The sequence below is a fragment of the Pseudomonas sp. TMW22089 genome, from assembly GCF_022496645.1.
GTDB lineage: Bacteria > Pseudomonadota > Gammaproteobacteria > Pseudomonadales > Pseudomonadaceae > Aquipseudomonas > Aquipseudomonas paraversuta.
In genome coordinates, this window is sequence record NZ_SCFG01000007.1 from 169,502 (window position 1) to 187,323 (window position 17,822).

Sequence of the window (17,822 nt, forward strand, 5' to 3'; positions counted from 1 at the left end):
AATGTCCTTGAAATCTGTAAAGCCTGTTGTGGGTCGGCTGGTGGTTGTCGGGCTCGGCCTGATTGGTGGCTCCTTTGCTAAAGGCATGCGCGAGAGCGGGTTGTGCGCTGAGGTGGTCGGAGTCGATCTGGACCCTGCGTCGCGCGCCCTGGCTGTAGAGCTGGGTGTGGTTGATCGCTGCGAAGCTGATCTGGCAGTCGCCTGCTGTGGTGCTGATGTCATCCAGCTGGCAGTGCCGATTCTGGCCATGGAGAAAGTGCTCGGGTTGCTGGCGGGCATGGATCTGGGGTCGGCCGTTCTGACTGATGTGGGGAGTGCCAAGGGCAATGTCGTGCGTGCTGCGACCCAGGCCTTTGGCGGCATGCCGCCACGCTTTGTTCCCGGGCACCCGATTGCCGGATCCGAGCAAAGTGGTGTCGAAGCCTCCAATGCGGTTCTGTTTGAGCGGCACAAGGTTATTTTGACCCCGGTGGCCGAAACCGACTCCGGGGCGCTGGCCCTGGTGGACACAATGTGGCGCGCTCTGGGGGCGGACGTCGAGCATATGCAGGTCGAACGCCATGACGAGGTGCTGGCTGCAACCAGTCATTTACCGCATCTGTTGGCATTCGGGCTGGTGGACTCTCTTGCCAAGCGCAATGAGAATCTGGATATCTTTCGTTACGCAGCGGGAGGTTTTCGCGATTTCACAAGAATCGCAGGAAGCGACCCGGTAATGTGGCATGACATTTTTCTCGCGAACCGCGAGGCGGTGTTACGTACATTGGATACATTCCGCAGTGATCTCGACGCCTTGCGCGATGCGGTCGATGCGGGAGATGGGCATCAATTGCTGGGCGTCTTTACCCGCGCCCGGGTTGCTCGCGAGCATTTCAGTAAAATCCTGGCCCGCCGGGCATATGTGGACCCTATGAATTCAAATGATCTGATTTTCCTGGCTGAGCCAGGTGGCAAGGTAACTGGCAAGATTCGCGTACCTGGTGACAAGTCCATTTCTCACCGTTCAATCATGCTTGGTTCTTTGGCTGAAGGTACAACCGAAGTCGAAGGTTTCCTTGAGGGCGAAGACGCTCTGGCAACCTTGCAGGCATTCCGTGACATGGGTGTGGTGATTGAAGGCCCGCATCATGGGCGCGTGACTATCCATGGTGTGGGGCTGCATGGCTTGAAAGCTCCGCCAGGCCCGATTTACCTGGGTAATTCCGGAACCTCGATGCGTCTGTTGTCGGGTTTGCTGGCTGCGCAGAGCTTTGATACGACCTTGACCGGCGATGCTTCGCTGACCAAGCGCCCGATGAATCGTGTGGCTAATCCGCTGCGCGAAATGGGGGCGGTGATTGAGACTGCTGCCGAAGGTCGTCCGCCGATGACTATTCGCGGCGGTCACGCGCTTAAAGGGATGGATTACACCCTGCCGATGGCCAGTGCCCAGGTCAAATCCTGCCTGCTGCTGGCGGGTTTGTATGCTGAAGGCAAGACCTCGGTCACTGAGCCGGCGCCAACCCGTGATCATACCGAGCGCATGCTGCGTGGCTTCGGCTACCCGGTCAGTGTCGAGGGTGCCACGGCTTCTGTTGAATCAGGCCACAAGCTCACGGCTACCCACATTGAAGTACCTGGCGATATTTCATCCTCGGCGTTCTTTTTGGTGGCCGCCTCGATTGCCGAAGATTCCGATCTGGTGCTCGAGCATGTCGGCATCAACCCGACCCGCACCGGCGTTATCGACATCCTGCGTTTGATGGGGGCGGATATCACCCTCGAGAACCAGCGCGAAGTGGGTGGCGAACCTGTAGCTGATTTGCGTGTGCGCGCAGCCAGGCTTAAAGGTATCGAGATTCCTGAAGAGCTGGTACCGCTGGCGATTGATGAATTCCCGGTACTGTTCGTGGCGGCGGCAGTGGCCGAAGGTCGCACGATCCTGCGCGGCGCTGAAGAACTGCGGGTCAAGGAGTCTGACCGGATTCAAGTCATGGCTGACGGCTTGCTGGCGCTGGGCGTGAAGTGTGAGCCAACTGCGGACGGTATCATTATCGATGGTGGCTCCATTGGTGGCGGGGAAGTTCATGGTCACGGTGACCACCGCATTGCGATGGCATTCAGCATCGCTTCTCTGCGGGCAACGGCTCCCATCCGTATTCACGACTGTGCCAATGTCGCGACTTCGTTCCCTAACTTCCTAGCCTTGTGCAAGCAGGTAGGCATTCGCGTAGCGCAAGAGGTGCAGTCGTGATGGTCCCGCCGGTTATCACTATCGACGGCCCAAGCGGTTCCGGCAAAGGCACCGTGGCTGGCAAGCTGGCCAAGAGCCTGGGCTGGAATCTGCTGGATTCCGGTGCCCTGTATCGTTTGCTGGCATTCGCTGCGAGCAATCATGGCGTTGCTCTGGATAACGAAGCCTTGCTCGAGAAACTTGCTGCGCATCTTGATGTGCAGTTCGTCGGAGCGACGGACGGCAAGCATGCGCGCATTATTCTGGAAGGTGATGACGTTACTCACGCGATTCGCAGTGAGACCGTTGCTGCCGGGGCTTCCAGAATTGCCGCCTTGCCGGCTGTTCGTGAGGCTTTGCTGCAGCGTCAGCGGGCATTTCAGGAACTTCCCGGTCTGGTTGCCGATGGTCGCGACATGGGAACTGTGGTGTTTCCGGACGCGCCGTTGAAGATATTTCTGACGGCTAGCGCGGAGGAACGTGCCCGTCGCCGTTACTTGCAGTTGAAGGCCAAGGGCGATGATGTTAGTCTCTCGGGTCTGCTAGATGAGATTCGTGCCCGCGATGAGCGTGATACGCAGCGTGCAATAGCCCCGCTTAAACCGGCGGCTGATGCAATACAGCTGGACTCCACGGAGTTGTCGATCGAGCAGGTGCTTGAAAGAATCATGAGTGAAATCGCCCTGCGCGATATCACTGGATGACCAAGAAAGCGTGCAGGAGACCAGAAATAGTCCTGCATGCCTTCTTTTATATGAACGTAACCCACATTGTCTGGAATGTGGCAGATGGGCGTATCCTTCGCCCTTGATCAACAGGAATTAAAATGAGCGAAAGCTTTGCAGAACTCTTTGAAGAAAGCCTAAAAACCCTGAATCTTCAGGCTGGCTCTATCATCACCGCTATCATCGTTGATATCGATTACCAAGCTGGTTGGGTAACCGTTCACGCTGGTTTGAAGTCTGAAGGCCTCATCCCGCTGGAACAGTTCCACAACGACGCTGGCGAACTGAACATCAACATCGGTGATGAAGTTCACGTTGCGCTGGACGCGGTCGAAGACGGCTTTGGCGAAACCAAGCTGTCCCGTGAAAAAGCCAAGCGCGCTGAATGCTGGATCGTTCTGGAAGCAGCCTTCGCAGCAGAAGAAGTTGTCAAGGGCGTTATCAACGGTAAGGTTAAAGGCGGCTTCACTGTCGACGTTAACGGCATCCGTGCGTTCCTGCCAGGTTCTCTGGTTGACGTTCGTCCAGTGCGCGATACTACGCACCTGGAAGGCAAAGAGCTGGAATTCAAGGTCATCAAGCTGGACCAGAAGCGCAACAACGTTGTTGTTTCGCGTCGTAGCGTGCTTGAAGCAGAGAACTCGGCCGAGCGTGAAGCTCTGCTGGAATCCTTGCAGGAAGGTCAGCAAGTTAAAGGTATCGTTAAAAACCTCACGGATTACGGCGCATTCGTCGATCTGGGCGGTGTTGACGGCCTGTTGCACATCACTGACATGGCCTGGAAGCGCATCAAGCATCCTTCCGAAATCGTCAACGTTGGCGACGAGATCGATGTCAAGGTTCTGAAGTACGATCGCGAACGCAATCGTGTTTCCCTGGGCCTGAAGCAGCTGGGCGAAGATCCATGGGTTGCTATCAAAGCCCGTTACCCAGAAGGCACTCGTGTTACCGCTCGTGTTACCAACCTGACCGACTACGGCTGCTTCGCTGAGCTGGAAGAAGGCGTTGAAGGTCTGGTACACGTTTCCGAAATGGACTGGACCAACAAAAACATCCACCCTTCGAAAGTCGTACAAGTCGGCGACGAAGTGGAAGTTATGGTTCTGGACATCGACGAAGAGCGTCGTCGTATCTCCCTGGGCATCAAGCAGTGCAAATCTAACCCATGGGAAGATTTCTCTGGCCAGTTCAACAAGGGCGATAAAATCTCCGGCACCATCAAGTCGATCACCGATTTCGGTATCTTCATTGGTCTGGACGGCGGCATCGACGGCCTGGTTCACCTGTCCGACATCTCCTGGAACGAAGTTGGCGAAGAAGCCGTACGTCGTTTCAAGAAGGGCGACGAGCTTGACACCGTTATCCTGTCTGTTGATCCAGAGCGTGAGCGCATCTCCCTGGGTATCAAGCAGCTGGAAAGCGATCCGTTCTCCGAGTACGTACAAGAGAACGACAAAGGCGCAATCGTTAAGGGCATCGTGAAAGAAGTTGACGCTAAAGGCGCCATCATCACTTTGGCTCCGGATATCGAAGCAACTCTGAAAGCCTCCGAAATCAGCCGTGACCGCATCGAAGATGCACGTAACGTTCTGAAAGAAGGCGAAGAAGTAGAAGCCAAGATCATCAGCGTTGATCGCAAAAGCCGCGTAATCCAATTGTCCATCAAGTCGAAAGACGTTGAAGACGAGAAGGAAGCAATTCAGAGCCTGCGCGACAAGCCAGCTACCTCTGAGCCTGCTGCTGGTCCGACCACTCTTGGCGACCTGCTGCGTGCACAAATGGAAAAACAGAACTAAGTTCTGATTTACCATAGAAAAAGGGCGACTTAGGTCGCCCTTTTTTGTGCCTGAAATTTGAGCTGGCCAGGATTGGCTCGCCAGCTCAACCCCGGCCCCGGGGGGTGGCCTGATACAGGCCTTATGGGGTAGCGCTATACGAGACGTATATGATTGATGGAATTCCTGAGCCGCAGGCTTGCAGCGTCGTCTGCAGCTGTCAGCGATCGCCAGAGCGAGGCTAAAGAGCCTGCGGCAGTGGTTATAAGTTCAAGGTGGCGGTCGCATGCCTGTTTTTCTGCTCTGCTGGCTGTTTGGCATCTATCTGATGCCTTTAAAGATAAGTCAATCCCTGGGCTGTTCAAACCCTTTCGATCATGCTAAAACCTTTGAAGCGCTGATCTAGCTGCTTGAAAAAGAAGGGAAAAATATGACGAAGTCGGAGTTGATCGAACGAATTGTCACCCATCAAGGGCTGCTTTCATCCAAGGATGTAGAGTTGGCTATCAAGACTATGCTTGAACAAATGTCACAGTGTCTGGCGACCGGGGATCGAATTGAGATCCGTGGCTTTGGCAGCTTCTCGCTGCATTATCGCGCGCCGCGTGTAGGCCGTAACCCAAAGACCGGCCAGTCTGTCAGCCTCGATGGCAAGTTTGTTCCTCATTTCAAGCCGGGCAAAGAGCTCCGGGATCGAGTTAATGAGGATGAGGAAGACGATATTTAATCCTTAAGGACCTAGGAGTTACTGATGCGTGACTTTAAACGTGCAGTGTTGGGGGTGTTCGCCCTGGCTGTTATTTTCGGGACTGTAATATTTATCCTCGAAAACCAGCAGCCTACCTCATTGATGTTTTTGGGGTGGCGTTCGCCTGAGTTGCCAGCATCGCTATTTTTTATCGGCGCCTTACTGCTTGGCATGCTCTTCGGCCCGGTATTGGGGGTTGTGGTCTATAAGCGAAAATCTGCGAAACTAAAACGCAGCCTGCTGGCCCATTCGTAGGCCTTTTTACATATTGAGTGTGTCTTAGCGCAGACAATGCGGCCGGGAGAGGGCTGCAGCGCAGGTTGAGAGCTCAAATGTAAATGGCACACTACAAAATTCATGTCGCGCCCCATAGATTTATTACACTTTGTCAGGCTTGTATAGTTTCGAGATACTGGCAAAATGCTTCAGATTCTCGATGTACAGTTATTTTTATGCTTCTTCAGGTGTGCATGAAGCTAAGGCCTGATGTTAGAAAGTTATATAAGCGCGTATGAAAATCGCTGCATAACGAGCCCGCAGTTTCTTTTAGAAGGCAGGTCTTGGTTGTGAGTAGTCTCTCCCGTATCCCGAATGCTCCTTCGTCCAATGAAGTGGATTTACTCCCTTTGTTTTTGATGGTCTGGCAGCAGAAAAAAATCATTCTTGCTACGGCTGCTCTCTTTGGTCTGGTTGCTTTGGGCTATGCCTATTTAAGTACGCCTGAATATCAGGTGAGTAGCGTTCTGCGCCCGGCAGCCATCAACGAGCTGGATGCACTCAATCGATCGGGTGTATACACCCTGCCTCCCAATGAGGCTCTGTTGAAAGTAGGGTCGTCGCTGGAGTCATACGATAATCGACTGGGTTTTTTCCGGAGCAATCAAGAGCTATTCACTCAATTCAAGCGTCCGGGGCGCACCCTTGAGCAAAGCTTCGAAGATTTCAATCGCAACTCGCTAAAGCTGATTTTTCCTGATTCTAAAAAAGCGGATTCCCAGAACGCTGCGATTAGCATGGAGTTGACATATCCCGGGGGAGTGGACGGGGTAAAGATCCTCAATGGCTTTGTCGATTACGCCATTGATGCAGAGCGTAAGCAAATTGCCGCTGACCTCAAGGTTATCGTCAATAACCGTTTGACCGAGCTAAAAGGCAAGCTGGACGCAGCCCGCTCCAGCTATGAGATAGACAAGGAGGCGCGCATCGCCGCCTTGAACGAAGCCGACAGCATAAAGCGTGCGCAATTGCAGGATGAGCTCAAGGCGTTGCGTCAGCAACTCAAGGTTGTGCGCACTGATCGTATGGCGCAACTGAGTGAGGCTATTGGCATCGCGAGGGCCTTGAATATTCAAAAGCCTACCACGCCCTCGGCGTTGGGTGATTCGGCTGGCACTCGCGGATCCAGTAGTATGCGAACCGAAATCAGCAATCAGCAAATCCCCTTGTATTTTATGGGTACAGAAGCGCTTGAAGCAGAACGGACCGTTCTGCAGCAGCGCAAAACTGACGATTTCACCGAGGGGCGCGTAGCCCAGATTGCCCGAGAGCTGCAACTGTTGCAAAGCAACCGTGAAGTTGAAGCACTTAAGCAGCGTCAAAATGAAGACCTGTTCTTAAGTGGTGTAGAGCCGTTGCGCGCTGAAATTGTGCGTTTGGGGAATTTGAGTAACCTCGATAGCAGCAACATGAAGTTGGTCTCAATCGATCGCAAAGCCCTGGAGCCAATGCAGCCAGTCAAACCCAGGAAGGCTTTGCTCATACTGTTGGGTTTGTTGCTGGGTGGCATGCTTGGCGTGTTGATTGTTTTGGTCAGGTACTTTGTGGCTACGCGTCAGCAGGGGTGACCCTGAAGGGTTCGCTCCGTTAGCGGACACATAAGGCAATGGGAAAGTCCTGCAAAACGATCAGCACTAATGCAGTTTTTGGTAGATGATTATCAGGGCGGTTTTATGGGGTATTTACCGATATTTGTGGCCATGAGAAAGCAAGCCGCTGGCTACTTAAAGTGGCTTCAGAAGTGTTGCGTTTGGTCTCTTAAAGCGCGATTAGTTTTGTTCAGGTGCTTACATCAATGTCAGCCTGTGCGATGATTAAATTTTACGTTGCAAATGTATTTATGCCCTTTTGGCGGGGCTTGCCCTAGGCAAGGCCACACTGGTGCTTTCGGTAGTGAAATCAGCCCTGTAAAAATCATCACGGAACGCATCCGTTATTGTTTGTCGAGGAATCGAAATGAGTCAAAAGCCGGTATTCGTCACACAGCCTTATCTTCCTCCTCTGGAAGAGTTCCTTCCCTATCTTGAAGAAATCTGGTCTAACAAGATTCTGACAAACTGCGGTCCGATGCATCAAGAGTTGGAGCGGCAGCTGTGCGAGTACCTGGGTGTTGAGCACATTGCGTTGTTTAATAATGGCACCATTGCTCTTTTGACGGCCCTGCAATCTTTGCGTGTGGCTGGAGAGGTAATTACAACGCCTTATTCCTTTGTGGCAACGGCACACTCGCTGTTGTGGAATGGCATCAAGCCTGTATTTGTTGATATTGATCCAACCACATTGAATATGGATCCTGCCAAGATTGAGGCTGCAATCACTCCGCAAACCACCGCGATCATGCCTGTGCACTGCTATGGTCATCCCTGCAATGTAGACGCCATTCAGAAAATCGCAGATGCCTATAACATCAAAGTTATTTATGATGCCGCGCATGCATTTGGTGTTAAGGATGCGGGGGGGAGCATCCTGCGTCACGGAGACTTAAGTGTGCTGAGCTTTCATGCCACAAAGGTGTTCAACACTTTTGAGGGGGGCGCCATCGTTTGCCCTGATGCAAAAACAAAACAACGTATCGATCATTTGAAAAACTTTGGTTTTGTTGATGAGGTGACCGTTGTTGCTCCAGGAATCAACGGCAAAATGAGTGAGGTGAACGCCGCATTTGGCTTGCTTCAGTTGAAGTACATAGACACTGTTATTGCTGAGCGTGGCGACATCGATAAATGTTACCGGCGTGAGCTTGAGGGCGTTCGTGGCATTACAGTAATTGAAGAGTCAGGCCAAAAATCTGCAAACTTCTCATACTTCCCAATTCTTGTAGGGCCGGAATACCCCCTGACTCGCGATGAGCTGTATCAGAAGCTTAAAGATAACAACTTTTTTTCCCGCCGTTATTTCTACCCGCTGATAAGTGAGTTTCCGATGTATCGCGGGATGCTCTCAGCCAGCCCTAAAAATCTCCCTGTGGCAACTGCGATGGCTCTGAAAGTATTGTGCCTGCCCATTTATGCTGGCATCACGGAAGAACAACAGATGGAGATTATTTCGGTAATCAAGGACATCTAGAATCTTAAGTGCTCACCAATAAATTAGGTTATTGTGTTATCTCGCGTCGATGCTCTGATGATTTTGTCTCACGTGAAGCACGGGCCCTTACAGTTGTCTGAGGAGCATATCCTCAAGCTGAGAGGGATCGTTCACAAAGGGAAAAAATTGGCGCGGTTGGGGTCTGGCTGAAACCCTGTGACGACATGCCTGCGTGGGCTCGGTAAAAGTGGTGGCCGAAGGCCGGGGGGTAACCTGAACCGGCTATGAACGTTGTCAATAATGGTTCGGCAAAGGTTTTTTGGGGCTGTTTGATGTGCACCGCTAAGGTGCTCCTGGCAAGCTGGCGGACTATATGACGACCATTGATGAGTGGGCGAAAACAAGCCCTTTGAGCGCCAGTGAGGTGCATCACCGCCTAGTTGAAGAAATCGACATTGCGGTGCGCTTGAATCCCGAGAAAGCGCTCTTAAACATCTCGAGATCGCCCGCAAACGTAGCCGTTACAGCCATTGAAAACCGTGACCCACAGGCTTTCGCCAGGAGCGGTGAAGAGCTTGAGCAACTGATTTGGAAGGCCCAAGAAGGAGAAATTGAATTGGTTTACATGGATGAGACGGACTTCTCTTTGTCATCGTCGGTGCGCAGCGTCTGGATTTGGCGCGGCAAGCCCCGCAACCCTCTGCTAAAGAAAGCAGGCCGTCTCAACGTCATGGCGGCAATACTGAGTTCTGGTGGGTTTTACTTGTTGTGGGCTTGGGGAGCGATGGCATCGCTAGCTTTTGCTGGCTTGTTGAGTCAGTTGAAAATGCGCACATCCATGTCTCCAGTCGTGGTGCTGGACAACGCCTTAACGCATGCGGCGAGAGCGGTGTCGGAGCGGTTCCAGCTTCTTGAGTTCAAAAGGCTGTCCCATGACTTCTTGCCTCATTATTTCCCAGAGCTAAATCGGGTCAAGATACGCTGGGGCAAGATAACGTATGCATGGCTGACTATTCGAAAACATACACGGACAGAGCCACAAAGCTCGCTTGATTGTATCCAGTTCGGATTTAGCAAAGATTAGAAGCTGACTTTTTGATGACCGCTTAAGCGCTCAGCTAAGGTTTGCAACGAATAATATTATCTTATGCGGAAGGTTGCTGGGTTGAGCTTAAAATTAAATATTCTCGCGGGTTATGCTAGCCAGATTTACGTGACCTTGGTCGGCATCGCGATTCTGCCTCTCTATATAAAATATATGGGGGCGGAAGCGTATGGGCTGGTCGGCTTTTTCACGATGTTACAGGCTTGGTTTACTCTGCTGGATATGGGCTTGACGCCCACCATCAGCCGCGAAACTGCCCGGTTCAAGGCTGGTGCTATCAGTTCTTTGGCATACCGCCAGCTATTTCGTGCGCTGAGCAGTATCTTTTTTGGTATCGCTCTTGTCGGCGGTGGGGTGCTGATGTTGTTGTCAGCACATATAGCGGATAGCTGGTTGAAGGTTCAGACCCTGTCTCAATTTGAGGTGCAGACAGCTCTGCAAATCATGGCTGTAAGTGTCGCTATGCGCTGGCTCGGCGGGCTGTACAGAGGCGTGATTACTGGGGCAGAACATATTGTCTGGCTAAGTGCATACAGTGTGGTTTTAGCCACACTGCGTTTCGTAATTGTGTTGCCCGTCATGTGGTATTTTGGTTACACACCTCTGGTGTTTTTCACTTATCAGCTAGCGGTCGCGCTGCTTGATACGTTAGGCATGTGGCTTAAGACGCTGACGCTGCTACCTCCGTTGGATAAAGGCGTGGAGGCGATCGGGTGGTCACTTGGGCCTGTAAAGCCGGTATTGAAATTTTCCATTGCCATTGCCTTTACATCATCTGTTTGGATACTTGTAACCCAGACAGATAAATTAATCTTATCAAGTATTCTACCCTTGTCCGATTACGGGCATTTCACAATGGCTGTATTGGTCGCTAGCGGCATTATGGTTGTGAGTGGTCCGATAAGTGGTGCGATCATGCCCCGTATGGCCAGGCTTTACACCGAAGGGAAACTCGATGAGCTGGTGCTGGTTTACCGCAATGCTACTCAGTTGGTGAGTATTCTTGCGGGTACGGCTGCGATAACCTTGGTCTTCTGTGCGGAGCCCTTATTGGCCGCATGGACCGGTGACGCCGTTCTCGCAAAACAGATAGCACCGATCCTGAAGCTCTATGCCGTCGGTAACGGTTTAATGGCGGTAGGTGCATTTCCCTATTACCTTCAATACGCCATCGGCAACCTCAAATACCATTTAATTGGAGCTGCCGGGATGGTGGTGGTATTGATCCCTAGTGTTATCGTTGCCGCGAATATGTATGGTGGTTTAGGAGCTGGTTTTGTATGGCTTTTGATGAACCTGTTATTTTTGCTCGGTTGGGTTGCTTATGTTCATTATAAAATGATGCCGGGAATGCACGTTGGTTGGTTGTGGGGCGACATTGTGAAAGTGGTTGCGCCAGGTGTGGCAGTGGCTTTGTTGGTGAGTCAAGTTGGATTTGACACTAGCGGATTGCTCAACGGACTTCTCTATAGCCTGTTTTTAGGCGGCGCTGTCTTGTGCGCAATTATGGTGTTTTCCTATTACGTTTTTCCTCTGACCTTGCTCAAGAAAGTAAGGGGCTGACCAATGGTTTTTTTACCTTTTTTTATAGTGCTGATAATGTTTCTGGTCTACCAAGTAAAAAATAGATTTTACTTTGGTGTGGTGAGTTACTTACTAAGCATCTATCTGGCATCTTTTTTTTGCTCTATTGTTCTCAGTGAGGCCTTCGACTATTCCAAGAGCTTTAATCTGGATACGGAGGCGGTGCTCTATTTTTCTGCACTTGTTTTTGTTCTTTTGTCGGGGTTTACAATCTTCAAGGATGCTGAGGTTGAATGTATTTCGCTTGATAATTTCAGGGCGCTGAAGATTATCGAGTGGATAATGATTCCATTGTCGCTTTTCGCTCTGCTATTTTTTGCGATGAGCGCCGCTATCGCGTTGGCTGGAGACGTTGAGTCAAACCGTAATATGATCGCCGCTGGCGGCGTTTCATATGTTGAGCAATACGGAGTGATCAATACAATTTGTTCATTGATCGCGAACCTGTTCCTGCTGAATATGTTATTTGCGTTTTTGAACCTTTCTGAAGGCTATCCTGGGAGCAGGCTGAAAGCGTTTGTGCACTTGTTCTGCAGTACCGTATATATATTTTATATATTGTCTTATGTCGGGCGTGACGGTTTTGTGTACTGGGCAATGTCGCTGGGTTTTTTTCTGTTGTTTTTTCGAGGGTTTATGCCCAAGAGAAACATACTGCTGCTAGTAGTGTGTGCGGCAAGCCTGGCTGTTCCGGCACTGTTGGTATTTATTAAAATTACGATGTCACGCTTTGGTGGAGAGGGTTCCTCCGAAGTGCTGGGAGCGCTGCTCGACTATGCGGGGCAGCAGGTCTTTCACTTCAGTGAGCACTATCTGGTCGATGCACCACCGTTAGGTGGCAAGATGGATTTTGCACCGGTCAGCGTACTGAAAGCAGCGTTATTTGGTGAGGTTTATGAGCCCTTTGATCGTGAGGCATGGTTTGCCATTTATTTGGACAAGGGCGTCACTCCCTGGGTGTTCACGACAGTAATCGGCTCTTTCCTGCACGATTTTGGCCGCATTGGTTGTGTTGTAGCGATTGTGCTTATATTTTTGCTGGTTCGGACATTGCTTTACCGTGCCAAGGTCAGTGGCATTTTCAAATTGTCTGAACTCATTATGTTTATTTTGATGTTTCAGATTGTTTCGTGGGGTGTGTTTTACTATCGGCAATATTCAGCATTCTTTTATATTGTTGCGATGCTGCTTTTATTCTTGTTTTTCAAACTTTCGGGTGGGACGAGGACCTTGTTGATATTTAAGGTGGCGAAATGAGTATGGCATCCAAGCCTGTCGTTAGCGTTGTATGTGTTGTTTATAATCAAGAACAATACATTTCGCAGGCGATTGAGTCGTTTTTGTGTCAGGAGACCAATTTTTGTTATGAGATTGTTATTCATGACGATGCCTCGACCGACCGTACATCTGATGTGATCAACCGGTACTGCGAACAATACCCGGGCAGAATAAAGTATGTAAGGCAGCCCAAAAACGTCTATTCCCAAGGGGCGCGAATTTTTGATACCGCCATCGCCTTTTCCTCGGGGGAGTTTGTTGCTCTCTGTGAGGGTGATGACTTTTGGACGGACCCGAAAAAGTTGCAGCTTCAATATGATTACCTGGTGGCCAACCCTGACATGGGCGCAGTGTTCGGTGATGCAAATGTTTATTACCAGGCATCGGGAGTGACCCTGTTTGCCCACGACCGCTCCCGTGGGGTAGTGCCGCCGGCAGGATGGGTCAAGGAGTCGCTGCTGAGAGCAAATCCCTACAAAACATGTACAGTCATGTTGCGACGCGAAGCCGTGCAGGGCTATGCGGTTCACGCTAGCAGGCTTCAGGCTAAAATGGATGACTATGTGGCGTGGCTCCATATTGCCGGACATTACAGGATAGGCTATTTGCCAGAAGTATTGGGCACCTACCGGGTACTCGAACAGAGTGCTTCGCATTTTTCAGAAGGAAAGGGCAAGCTCAGATTCGAGAGAAGCGCTTATAAAGTATCGACTTATTTTTGTGATCGATACGGAAGTGCTCTGCCCAGAAACGTGTTGAGGTCCGGCTACTCCTTTAATATGTTCATGTATTTTTGCAGGGCTAGAAAGTTCAAGGCGGCTCTGGGCTATGTCTATTGTTCAGCGGAGTTCTTCCGGTTACTTTGGGCTGGGGTATACCGTGCCGTATGGAGAAAAGCCAAACGGCTACGCGGTGGCGTAGACCGTAGCAGAGTGACGCAGTGATGCACGCGGTGTCGAAGGTGGCGTTCGGTAACGGCATATATTTAGATTGCCAAACTTCGTGGGGTGGCATGTGAAAAAAGTGATAGGTGGTGGCCTTCTTGCGAAGAGCTTTTCTGGCCTTGGTTTCTCTGCCGATTGCCTTATTCTTGCTTCTGGGGTTTCCAATTCAGCGGAGCAACGGGCGTCCGAGTTCCGCCGCGAGTTTGAGCTTGTGCGGAATCAGATTGAAGATAATCCAATGTTGCCTGTAGTTTATTTCTCTACCTGCAGCGTTTATCAGAAAAAGCAGACACCCTACACGCGTCATAAACTGGAAATGGAAGAGTACGTCTCGAAGCATGCGGATTCGTTTTATATTTACCGATTACCGCAGGTGGTAGGTGTCGTAAAAAATCTTACGCTGATCAGTTATTTGGTGAATGCGGTTCTTGATGGTGAAACGGTTACCGTTCAGAAGTATGCAAAAAGAAATCTCCTGGATATCAAGGACGTTGTAAGGCTTTCTCACTATCTTATTGAAAATAAGATAGGGTGTAACACTATTCAAAACCTGGCGTCGATTGCGGCTGTTCCAATTGCAGATATTTTGTCTGAGGTCTCGAGCATTCTGGGTGTAAGTGCGCGCTCAAATGTGGTTGAACTGGGTGAGAGCTATGATGTTTCTGTTGATTTCATCATCGAGCAATTTGGCAAGGCTGACCCAGTTTTGAGTGACAACTACTGGACACAAGTGCTGCGCAGCTACGTACCACTGCTTTCAAAGGGAACTGATTGATGGGATATCCTCTATGACAAATCCAAGCGCCCCCAAGATTCTGATCAATTGCTCCAACTTGCACGTTGGGGGGGCGGTTGCAGTGGCATCGTCATTTATTGATTGTCTCAGCCGATTTGAGGACGTTCGCGCAGACATATCGTTGCTGATTTCTTCGCTGGTCCTGAAAAATCTTAATTCATTGGGGACCGATACCTCGATTTTCAAGAGTGTGATAGTGCTGGATTGCTACGGAATTAAATCGCTGTGGCAGGGCGTCGATAAACACTTTATCGGCCAGGATGTTGTATTTACTGTGTTCGGCCCGTCCTATTTTTTGTTTAAACGTACCCATCACTTATTTGGATTTGCTCAGCCGTCTATTATTTATCCGAATAATTCGATGACTGAGCGAATGGGCTTGATACCGCGCCTAAAGCTAAAGGCAAAGTTCAAGCTGCAGGAGTTGTTTTTTTCGCGAGCTGATCAGTTTGTCGTAGAGCTTGAGCATGTGAAAGTGGGGCTTGAGAAGTTGTACTTCTTTCAGGGTAAGCCGATCGATGTTGTATATAGTACTGTGGACTCGGTATTCAGTCAGCCTGAGCGCTGGCAGCCGGTGGCCATTCCCGATACGACGTCTATCAAGCTTGGTATCATCTCGCGCAACTACCCGCACAAGAATCTGGCTTGCCTGCCGATGTTGAAACAGGTACTGCGCGAGCGCCATTCTCTTGCTGTTGATTTTTTTGTAACGTTCCCCGAGCAGGAGTGGAAGCAATGTACGCCATTTTTCAGGGCGAATATCGTCAACGTAGGTCCCTTGACTCTCACTCAGTGTCCAAGTTTCTACACCGCGATGGACGGAGTTATTTTTCCGAGCCTGCTGGAGTGCTTTTCTGCTGTGCCGATCGAAACCATGATGATGAAACGGCCGCTTTTTGCTTCTGATCTGCCCTTTATCAGGGACTGTTGCCATGAGCATGCACACTATTTTGATCCGCTGAACGTTGATGCCATGGCTGACGTAATCGCTGACTATTACTCAGCTTTGCCAGCAGCACACGAAAAACCGCTTGCAGATGCTTACGACTTTGTCCAAGGCTACCCGGGGCCGAATCAGCGGGCCCAAGCGTATCTTGATCTTGTGCTCAAAGCTGCAGCGCAGCGTTAACAACATTAATACCTATTTTGATATTTTTACCGAATTCGGGGGATGTATATGTTTAAAGATAAAACTCTTTTGATTACCGGTGGGACCGGCTCGTTCGGGAACGCTGTTCTCAAGCGCTTTCTCGATGGTGATATCGGCGAAATTCGTATCTTCAGCCGGGACGAGAAAAAGCAAGACGACATGCGCAAGCGTTATGCAAGTTCGAAGCTGAAGTTTTACATTGGTGATGTCAGAGACTATCAAAGTGTCCTTAACGCCACGCGTGGTGTTGACTTCATTTATCATGCCGCCGCTCTCAAGCAGGTTCCATCCTGTGAGTTTCACCCGATGGAAGCTGTCAAAACCAACGTTATCGGCACCGATAACGTTCTTGAAGCTGCTATCCAGAACCAGGTCAGCCGGGTCGTGTGCCTTAGCACCGACAAAGCGGTTTACCCGATCAATGCCATGGGTATTTCCAAGGCAATGATGGAAAAGGTGATGGTTGCCAAGTCGCGCAACGTCGATGAGAAAAAAACCGTCATCTGCGGGACGCGCTACGGCAACGTGATGGCGTCCCGTGGCTCGGTTATTCCGTTGTTTATCGAGCAGATCCGTGCCGGTAAGTCGCTGTCGATTACCGATCCGAACATGACACGCTTCATGATGACGCTTGCTGACGCCGTGGATCTGGTTCTCTATGCATTTGAGCATGGCAACAACGGTGATCTGTTCGTGCAAAAAGCACCCGCTGCGACGGTTGAGACACTCGCCCATGCATTGACGGATCTTCTGGGCAAGCCAGACCATCCGGTGCAGATCATCGGTACTCGTCACGGCGAAAAGTTGTACGAAGCGCTGTTGAGTCGCGAAGAAATGGCCTGCGCCGAAGATCGCGGTGATTACTTCCGTGTACCGCCAGACCTGCGTGATCTCAACTACAGCAAGTTTGTTGAAGAGGGCGAAGAAAAGATCTCCCGCACCGAAGACTATAACTCGCACAATACTCAGCGCCTGGATATTGAGGGTATGCAGAAGTTGCTGTTGAAGCTTGACTTCATGCGCGCCATCCAGCGCGGCGAGCATGCTACGCCCGAGGAGTGATCATGAAAGTTCTTATCACAGGTGCGAACGGGTTCGTCGGTAAAAATTTGACCGTCCATTTAGGCGAACGCAAGGACGTCGAGGTTTTTCGTTTTTCCCGGGAAAATGACCCCCTGGAGCTGGCTCCACTGGTAGCACAGGTTGATTTTGTATTTCACCTGGCAGGTGTGAACCGTCCGCAGGATCCAGAAGAGTTCAAAACCGGGAATGCTGATCTGACCCGTGAGTTGGCAGAGGCGATTGCCGCCAGTGGTCGCAAGATCCCTCTGATCTATACCTCGTCGATCCAGGCAGCCCAGGATAATGCCTATGGTTCAAGCAAGCGTGCTGCCGAAGAGGCATTGAACAAGCTCGCTGCCGAGCACGGCTCGCCTGTGTACCTGTTCCGTTTGCCTAATGTCTTTGGTAAATGGGCGCGTCCGAACTATAACTCTGCGGTCGCCACTTTTTGCCATAACATCGCCCGTGGGCTTCCTGTACAGATCAACGATCCCGGCGCAAGTATTACGCTTGTCTATATCGATGATGTAATCAGGAGCTTTATTTCGGTGATGGACGGGCTGGTCGTGCCGGCGCCATTCAACGAAGTGGTGCCGCAGTATCAGATTACGGTCGGAGAACTTTCGCAGCAGTTGCAAGCTTTCCGCGACAGTCGTGGCACTTTGATCACCGAGCGTGTGGGAACGGGCCTGACTCGTGCTCTGTACTCTACCTACCTCAGCTACCTGCCTCCGGAAAGCTTTACCTATGAGGTGCCTAAATATGGTGATCCTCGTGGTGAGTTTGTGGAAATGCTCAAAACCCCTGATGCCGGGCAGTTTTCATTTTTTACCGCCCATCCGGGTGTCACGCGGGGCGGGCACTATCACCATTCCAAGACTGAAAAGTTCCTGGTCATCCGTGGTGAAGCCTGCTTCAGATTCAGGCATATCGTTTCCGGCGAGTTTTATGAGCTGTTCACCGACGGCGTGAAACCGGTCATTGTTGAAACGGTACCTGGATGGACGCACGACATCACGAATGTGGGTGAAGGCGAAATGATAGTCATGCTTTGGGCAAATGAAGTTTTTGACCGGGAGCATCCTGATACTTACGCCTTGGCGGTCGGTACGCAGGCTTGAGCGGAAGAGGCGGAGAATG

15 protein-coding genes are annotated in these 17,822 nt (G+C 50.9%); all 15 read left to right on the top strand.

Features of this window, described 5'->3' with window-relative positions; genetic code table 11:
* The first annotated feature begins 1 nt into the window (after position 1).
* The 15 genes from EQV90_RS09710 to EQV90_RS09780 all read left to right on the top strand — a co-directional run bounded on the left by EQV90_RS09710 (position 2) and on the right by EQV90_RS09780 (position 17,803).
* Positions 2 to 2,233: a bifunctional prephenate dehydrogenase/3-phosphoshikimate 1-carboxyvinyltransferase gene (locus tag EQV90_RS09710; RefSeq protein WP_202210443.1), complete on the top strand. Its 2,232-nt coding sequence runs from the start codon at positions 2 to 4 to the stop codon at positions 2,231 to 2,233.
* A complete protein-coding gene (cmk, locus tag EQV90_RS09715) occupies positions 2,233 to 2,916 on the top strand; it encodes a (d)CMP kinase (protein WP_003447104.1) in 684 nt (227 codons plus the stop codon). Before EQV90_RS09710 ends, cmk begins: the two co-directional genes overlap by 1 nt.
* Positions 2,917 to 3,038: 122 nt before the next feature.
* Positions 3,039 to 4,733 (top strand): 30S ribosomal protein S1, encoded by a 1,695-nt coding sequence (gene rpsA / locus EQV90_RS09720; protein ID WP_003447106.1) that lies wholly within the window; start codon positions 3,039 to 3,041, stop codon positions 4,731 to 4,733.
* A gap of 409 nt (positions 4,734 to 5,142) precedes the next feature.
* Positions 5,143 to 5,439 (top strand): integration host factor subunit beta, encoded by a 297-nt coding sequence (ihfB, locus tag EQV90_RS09725; RefSeq protein WP_003447108.1) that lies wholly within the window; start codon positions 5,143 to 5,145, stop codon positions 5,437 to 5,439.
* Between the two features lie 24 nt (positions 5,440 to 5,463).
* Positions 5,464 to 5,715 carry a lipopolysaccharide assembly protein LapA domain-containing protein gene (locus EQV90_RS09730; RefSeq protein WP_240878037.1) on the top strand — a complete coding sequence of 84 codons (252 nt, stop codon included), beginning with the start codon at positions 5,464 to 5,466 and terminating at the stop codon, positions 5,713 to 5,715.
* Between the two features lie 311 nt (positions 5,716 to 6,026).
* Positions 6,027 to 7,304: a Wzz/FepE/Etk N-terminal domain-containing protein gene (locus tag EQV90_RS09735; RefSeq protein ID WP_083912808.1), complete on the top strand. Its 1,278-nt coding sequence runs from the start codon at positions 6,027 to 6,029 to the stop codon at positions 7,302 to 7,304.
* Between the two features lie 388 nt (positions 7,305 to 7,692).
* A complete protein-coding gene (locus EQV90_RS09740; protein ID WP_003447115.1) occupies positions 7,693 to 8,802 on the top strand; it encodes a DegT/DnrJ/EryC1/StrS family aminotransferase in 1,110 nt (369 codons plus the stop codon).
* Positions 8,803 to 9,136: 334 nt separating this feature from the next.
* Positions 9,137 to 9,847, top strand: a complete 711-nt coding sequence (locus EQV90_RS09745; protein ID WP_240878038.1) for a transposase — start codon at positions 9,137 to 9,139, stop codon at positions 9,845 to 9,847.
* 81 nt (positions 9,848 to 9,928) lie between these two features.
* On the top strand, positions 9,929 to 11,431 hold the full coding sequence (locus EQV90_RS09750; RefSeq protein ID WP_029612483.1) for an oligosaccharide flippase family protein: 1,503 nt from the start codon (positions 9,929 to 9,931) through the stop codon (positions 11,429 to 11,431).
* 36 nt (positions 11,432 to 11,467) lie between these two features.
* The gene (locus EQV90_RS09755; protein WP_178105453.1) at positions 11,468 to 12,709 is read left to right on the top strand and encodes a hypothetical protein; all 1,242 of its coding nucleotides are present in this window, start codon (positions 11,468 to 11,470) and stop codon (positions 12,707 to 12,709) included.
* Entirely contained in the window at positions 12,706 to 13,674 is a 969-nt protein-coding gene (locus EQV90_RS09760; RefSeq protein ID WP_161718400.1) for a glycosyltransferase, read from the top strand. Before EQV90_RS09755 ends, EQV90_RS09760 begins: the two co-directional genes overlap by 4 nt.
* A 70-nt stretch (positions 13,675 to 13,744) precedes the next feature.
* The gene (locus tag EQV90_RS09765) at positions 13,745 to 14,449 is read left to right on the top strand and encodes an NAD-dependent epimerase/dehydratase family protein (RefSeq protein ID WP_240878039.1); all 705 of its coding nucleotides are present in this window, start codon (positions 13,745 to 13,747) and stop codon (positions 14,447 to 14,449) included.
* 13 nt (positions 14,450 to 14,462) lie between these two features.
* Positions 14,463 to 15,599 carry a glycosyltransferase gene (locus tag EQV90_RS09770; protein WP_003447121.1) on the top strand — a complete coding sequence of 379 codons (1,137 nt, stop codon included), beginning with the start codon at positions 14,463 to 14,465 and terminating at the stop codon, positions 15,597 to 15,599.
* A 48-nt stretch (positions 15,600 to 15,647) separates the two neighbouring features.
* Positions 15,648 to 16,682, top strand: a complete 1,035-nt coding sequence (locus EQV90_RS09775; RefSeq protein WP_003447122.1) for a polysaccharide biosynthesis protein — start codon at positions 15,648 to 15,650, stop codon at positions 16,680 to 16,682.
* A 2-nt stretch (positions 16,683 to 16,684) separates the two neighbouring features.
* On the top strand, positions 16,685 to 17,803 hold the full coding sequence (locus EQV90_RS09780; protein WP_240878040.1) for a capsular polysaccharide biosynthesis protein CapF: 1,119 nt from the start codon (positions 16,685 to 16,687) through the stop codon (positions 17,801 to 17,803).
* Positions 17,804 to 17,822: the final 19 nt, after the last annotated feature.

What these genes read in the sequence shown, in the direction of transcription:
- EQV90_RS09710 (WP_202210443.1), top strand. Translation starts at nt 2, where the DNA reads ATGTCCTTGAAATCTGTAAAGCCTGTTGTGGGTCGGCTGGTGGTTGTC.
- EQV90_RS09755 (WP_178105453.1), top strand. Translation starts at nt 11,468, where the DNA reads ATGTTTCTGGTCTACCAAGTAAAAAATAGATTTTACTTTGGTGTGGTG.
- EQV90_RS09730 (WP_240878037.1), top strand. Translation starts at nt 5,464, where the DNA reads ATGCGTGACTTTAAACGTGCAGTGTTGGGGGTGTTCGCCCTGGCTGTT.
- rpsA (WP_003447106.1), top strand. Translation starts at nt 3,039, where the DNA reads ATGAGCGAAAGCTTTGCAGAACTCTTTGAAGAAAGCCTAAAAACCCTG.
- cmk (WP_003447104.1), top strand. Translation starts at nt 2,233, where the DNA reads ATGGTCCCGCCGGTTATCACTATCGACGGCCCAAGCGGTTCCGGCAAA.
- EQV90_RS09740 (WP_003447115.1), top strand. Translation starts at nt 7,693, where the DNA reads ATGAGTCAAAAGCCGGTATTCGTCACACAGCCTTATCTTCCTCCTCTG.
- EQV90_RS09745 (WP_240878038.1), top strand. Translation starts at nt 9,137, where the DNA reads ATGACGACCATTGATGAGTGGGCGAAAACAAGCCCTTTGAGCGCCAGT.
- EQV90_RS09780 (WP_240878040.1), top strand. Translation starts at nt 16,685, where the DNA reads ATGAAAGTTCTTATCACAGGTGCGAACGGGTTCGTCGGTAAAAATTTG.
- EQV90_RS09775 (WP_003447122.1), top strand. Translation starts at nt 15,648, where the DNA reads ATGTTTAAAGATAAAACTCTTTTGATTACCGGTGGGACCGGCTCGTTC.
- EQV90_RS09770 (WP_003447121.1), top strand. Translation starts at nt 14,463, where the DNA reads ATGACAAATCCAAGCGCCCCCAAGATTCTGATCAATTGCTCCAACTTG.
- ihfB (WP_003447108.1), top strand. Translation starts at nt 5,143, where the DNA reads ATGACGAAGTCGGAGTTGATCGAACGAATTGTCACCCATCAAGGGCTG.
- EQV90_RS09760 (WP_161718400.1), top strand. Translation starts at nt 12,706, where the DNA reads ATGAGTATGGCATCCAAGCCTGTCGTTAGCGTTGTATGTGTTGTTTAT.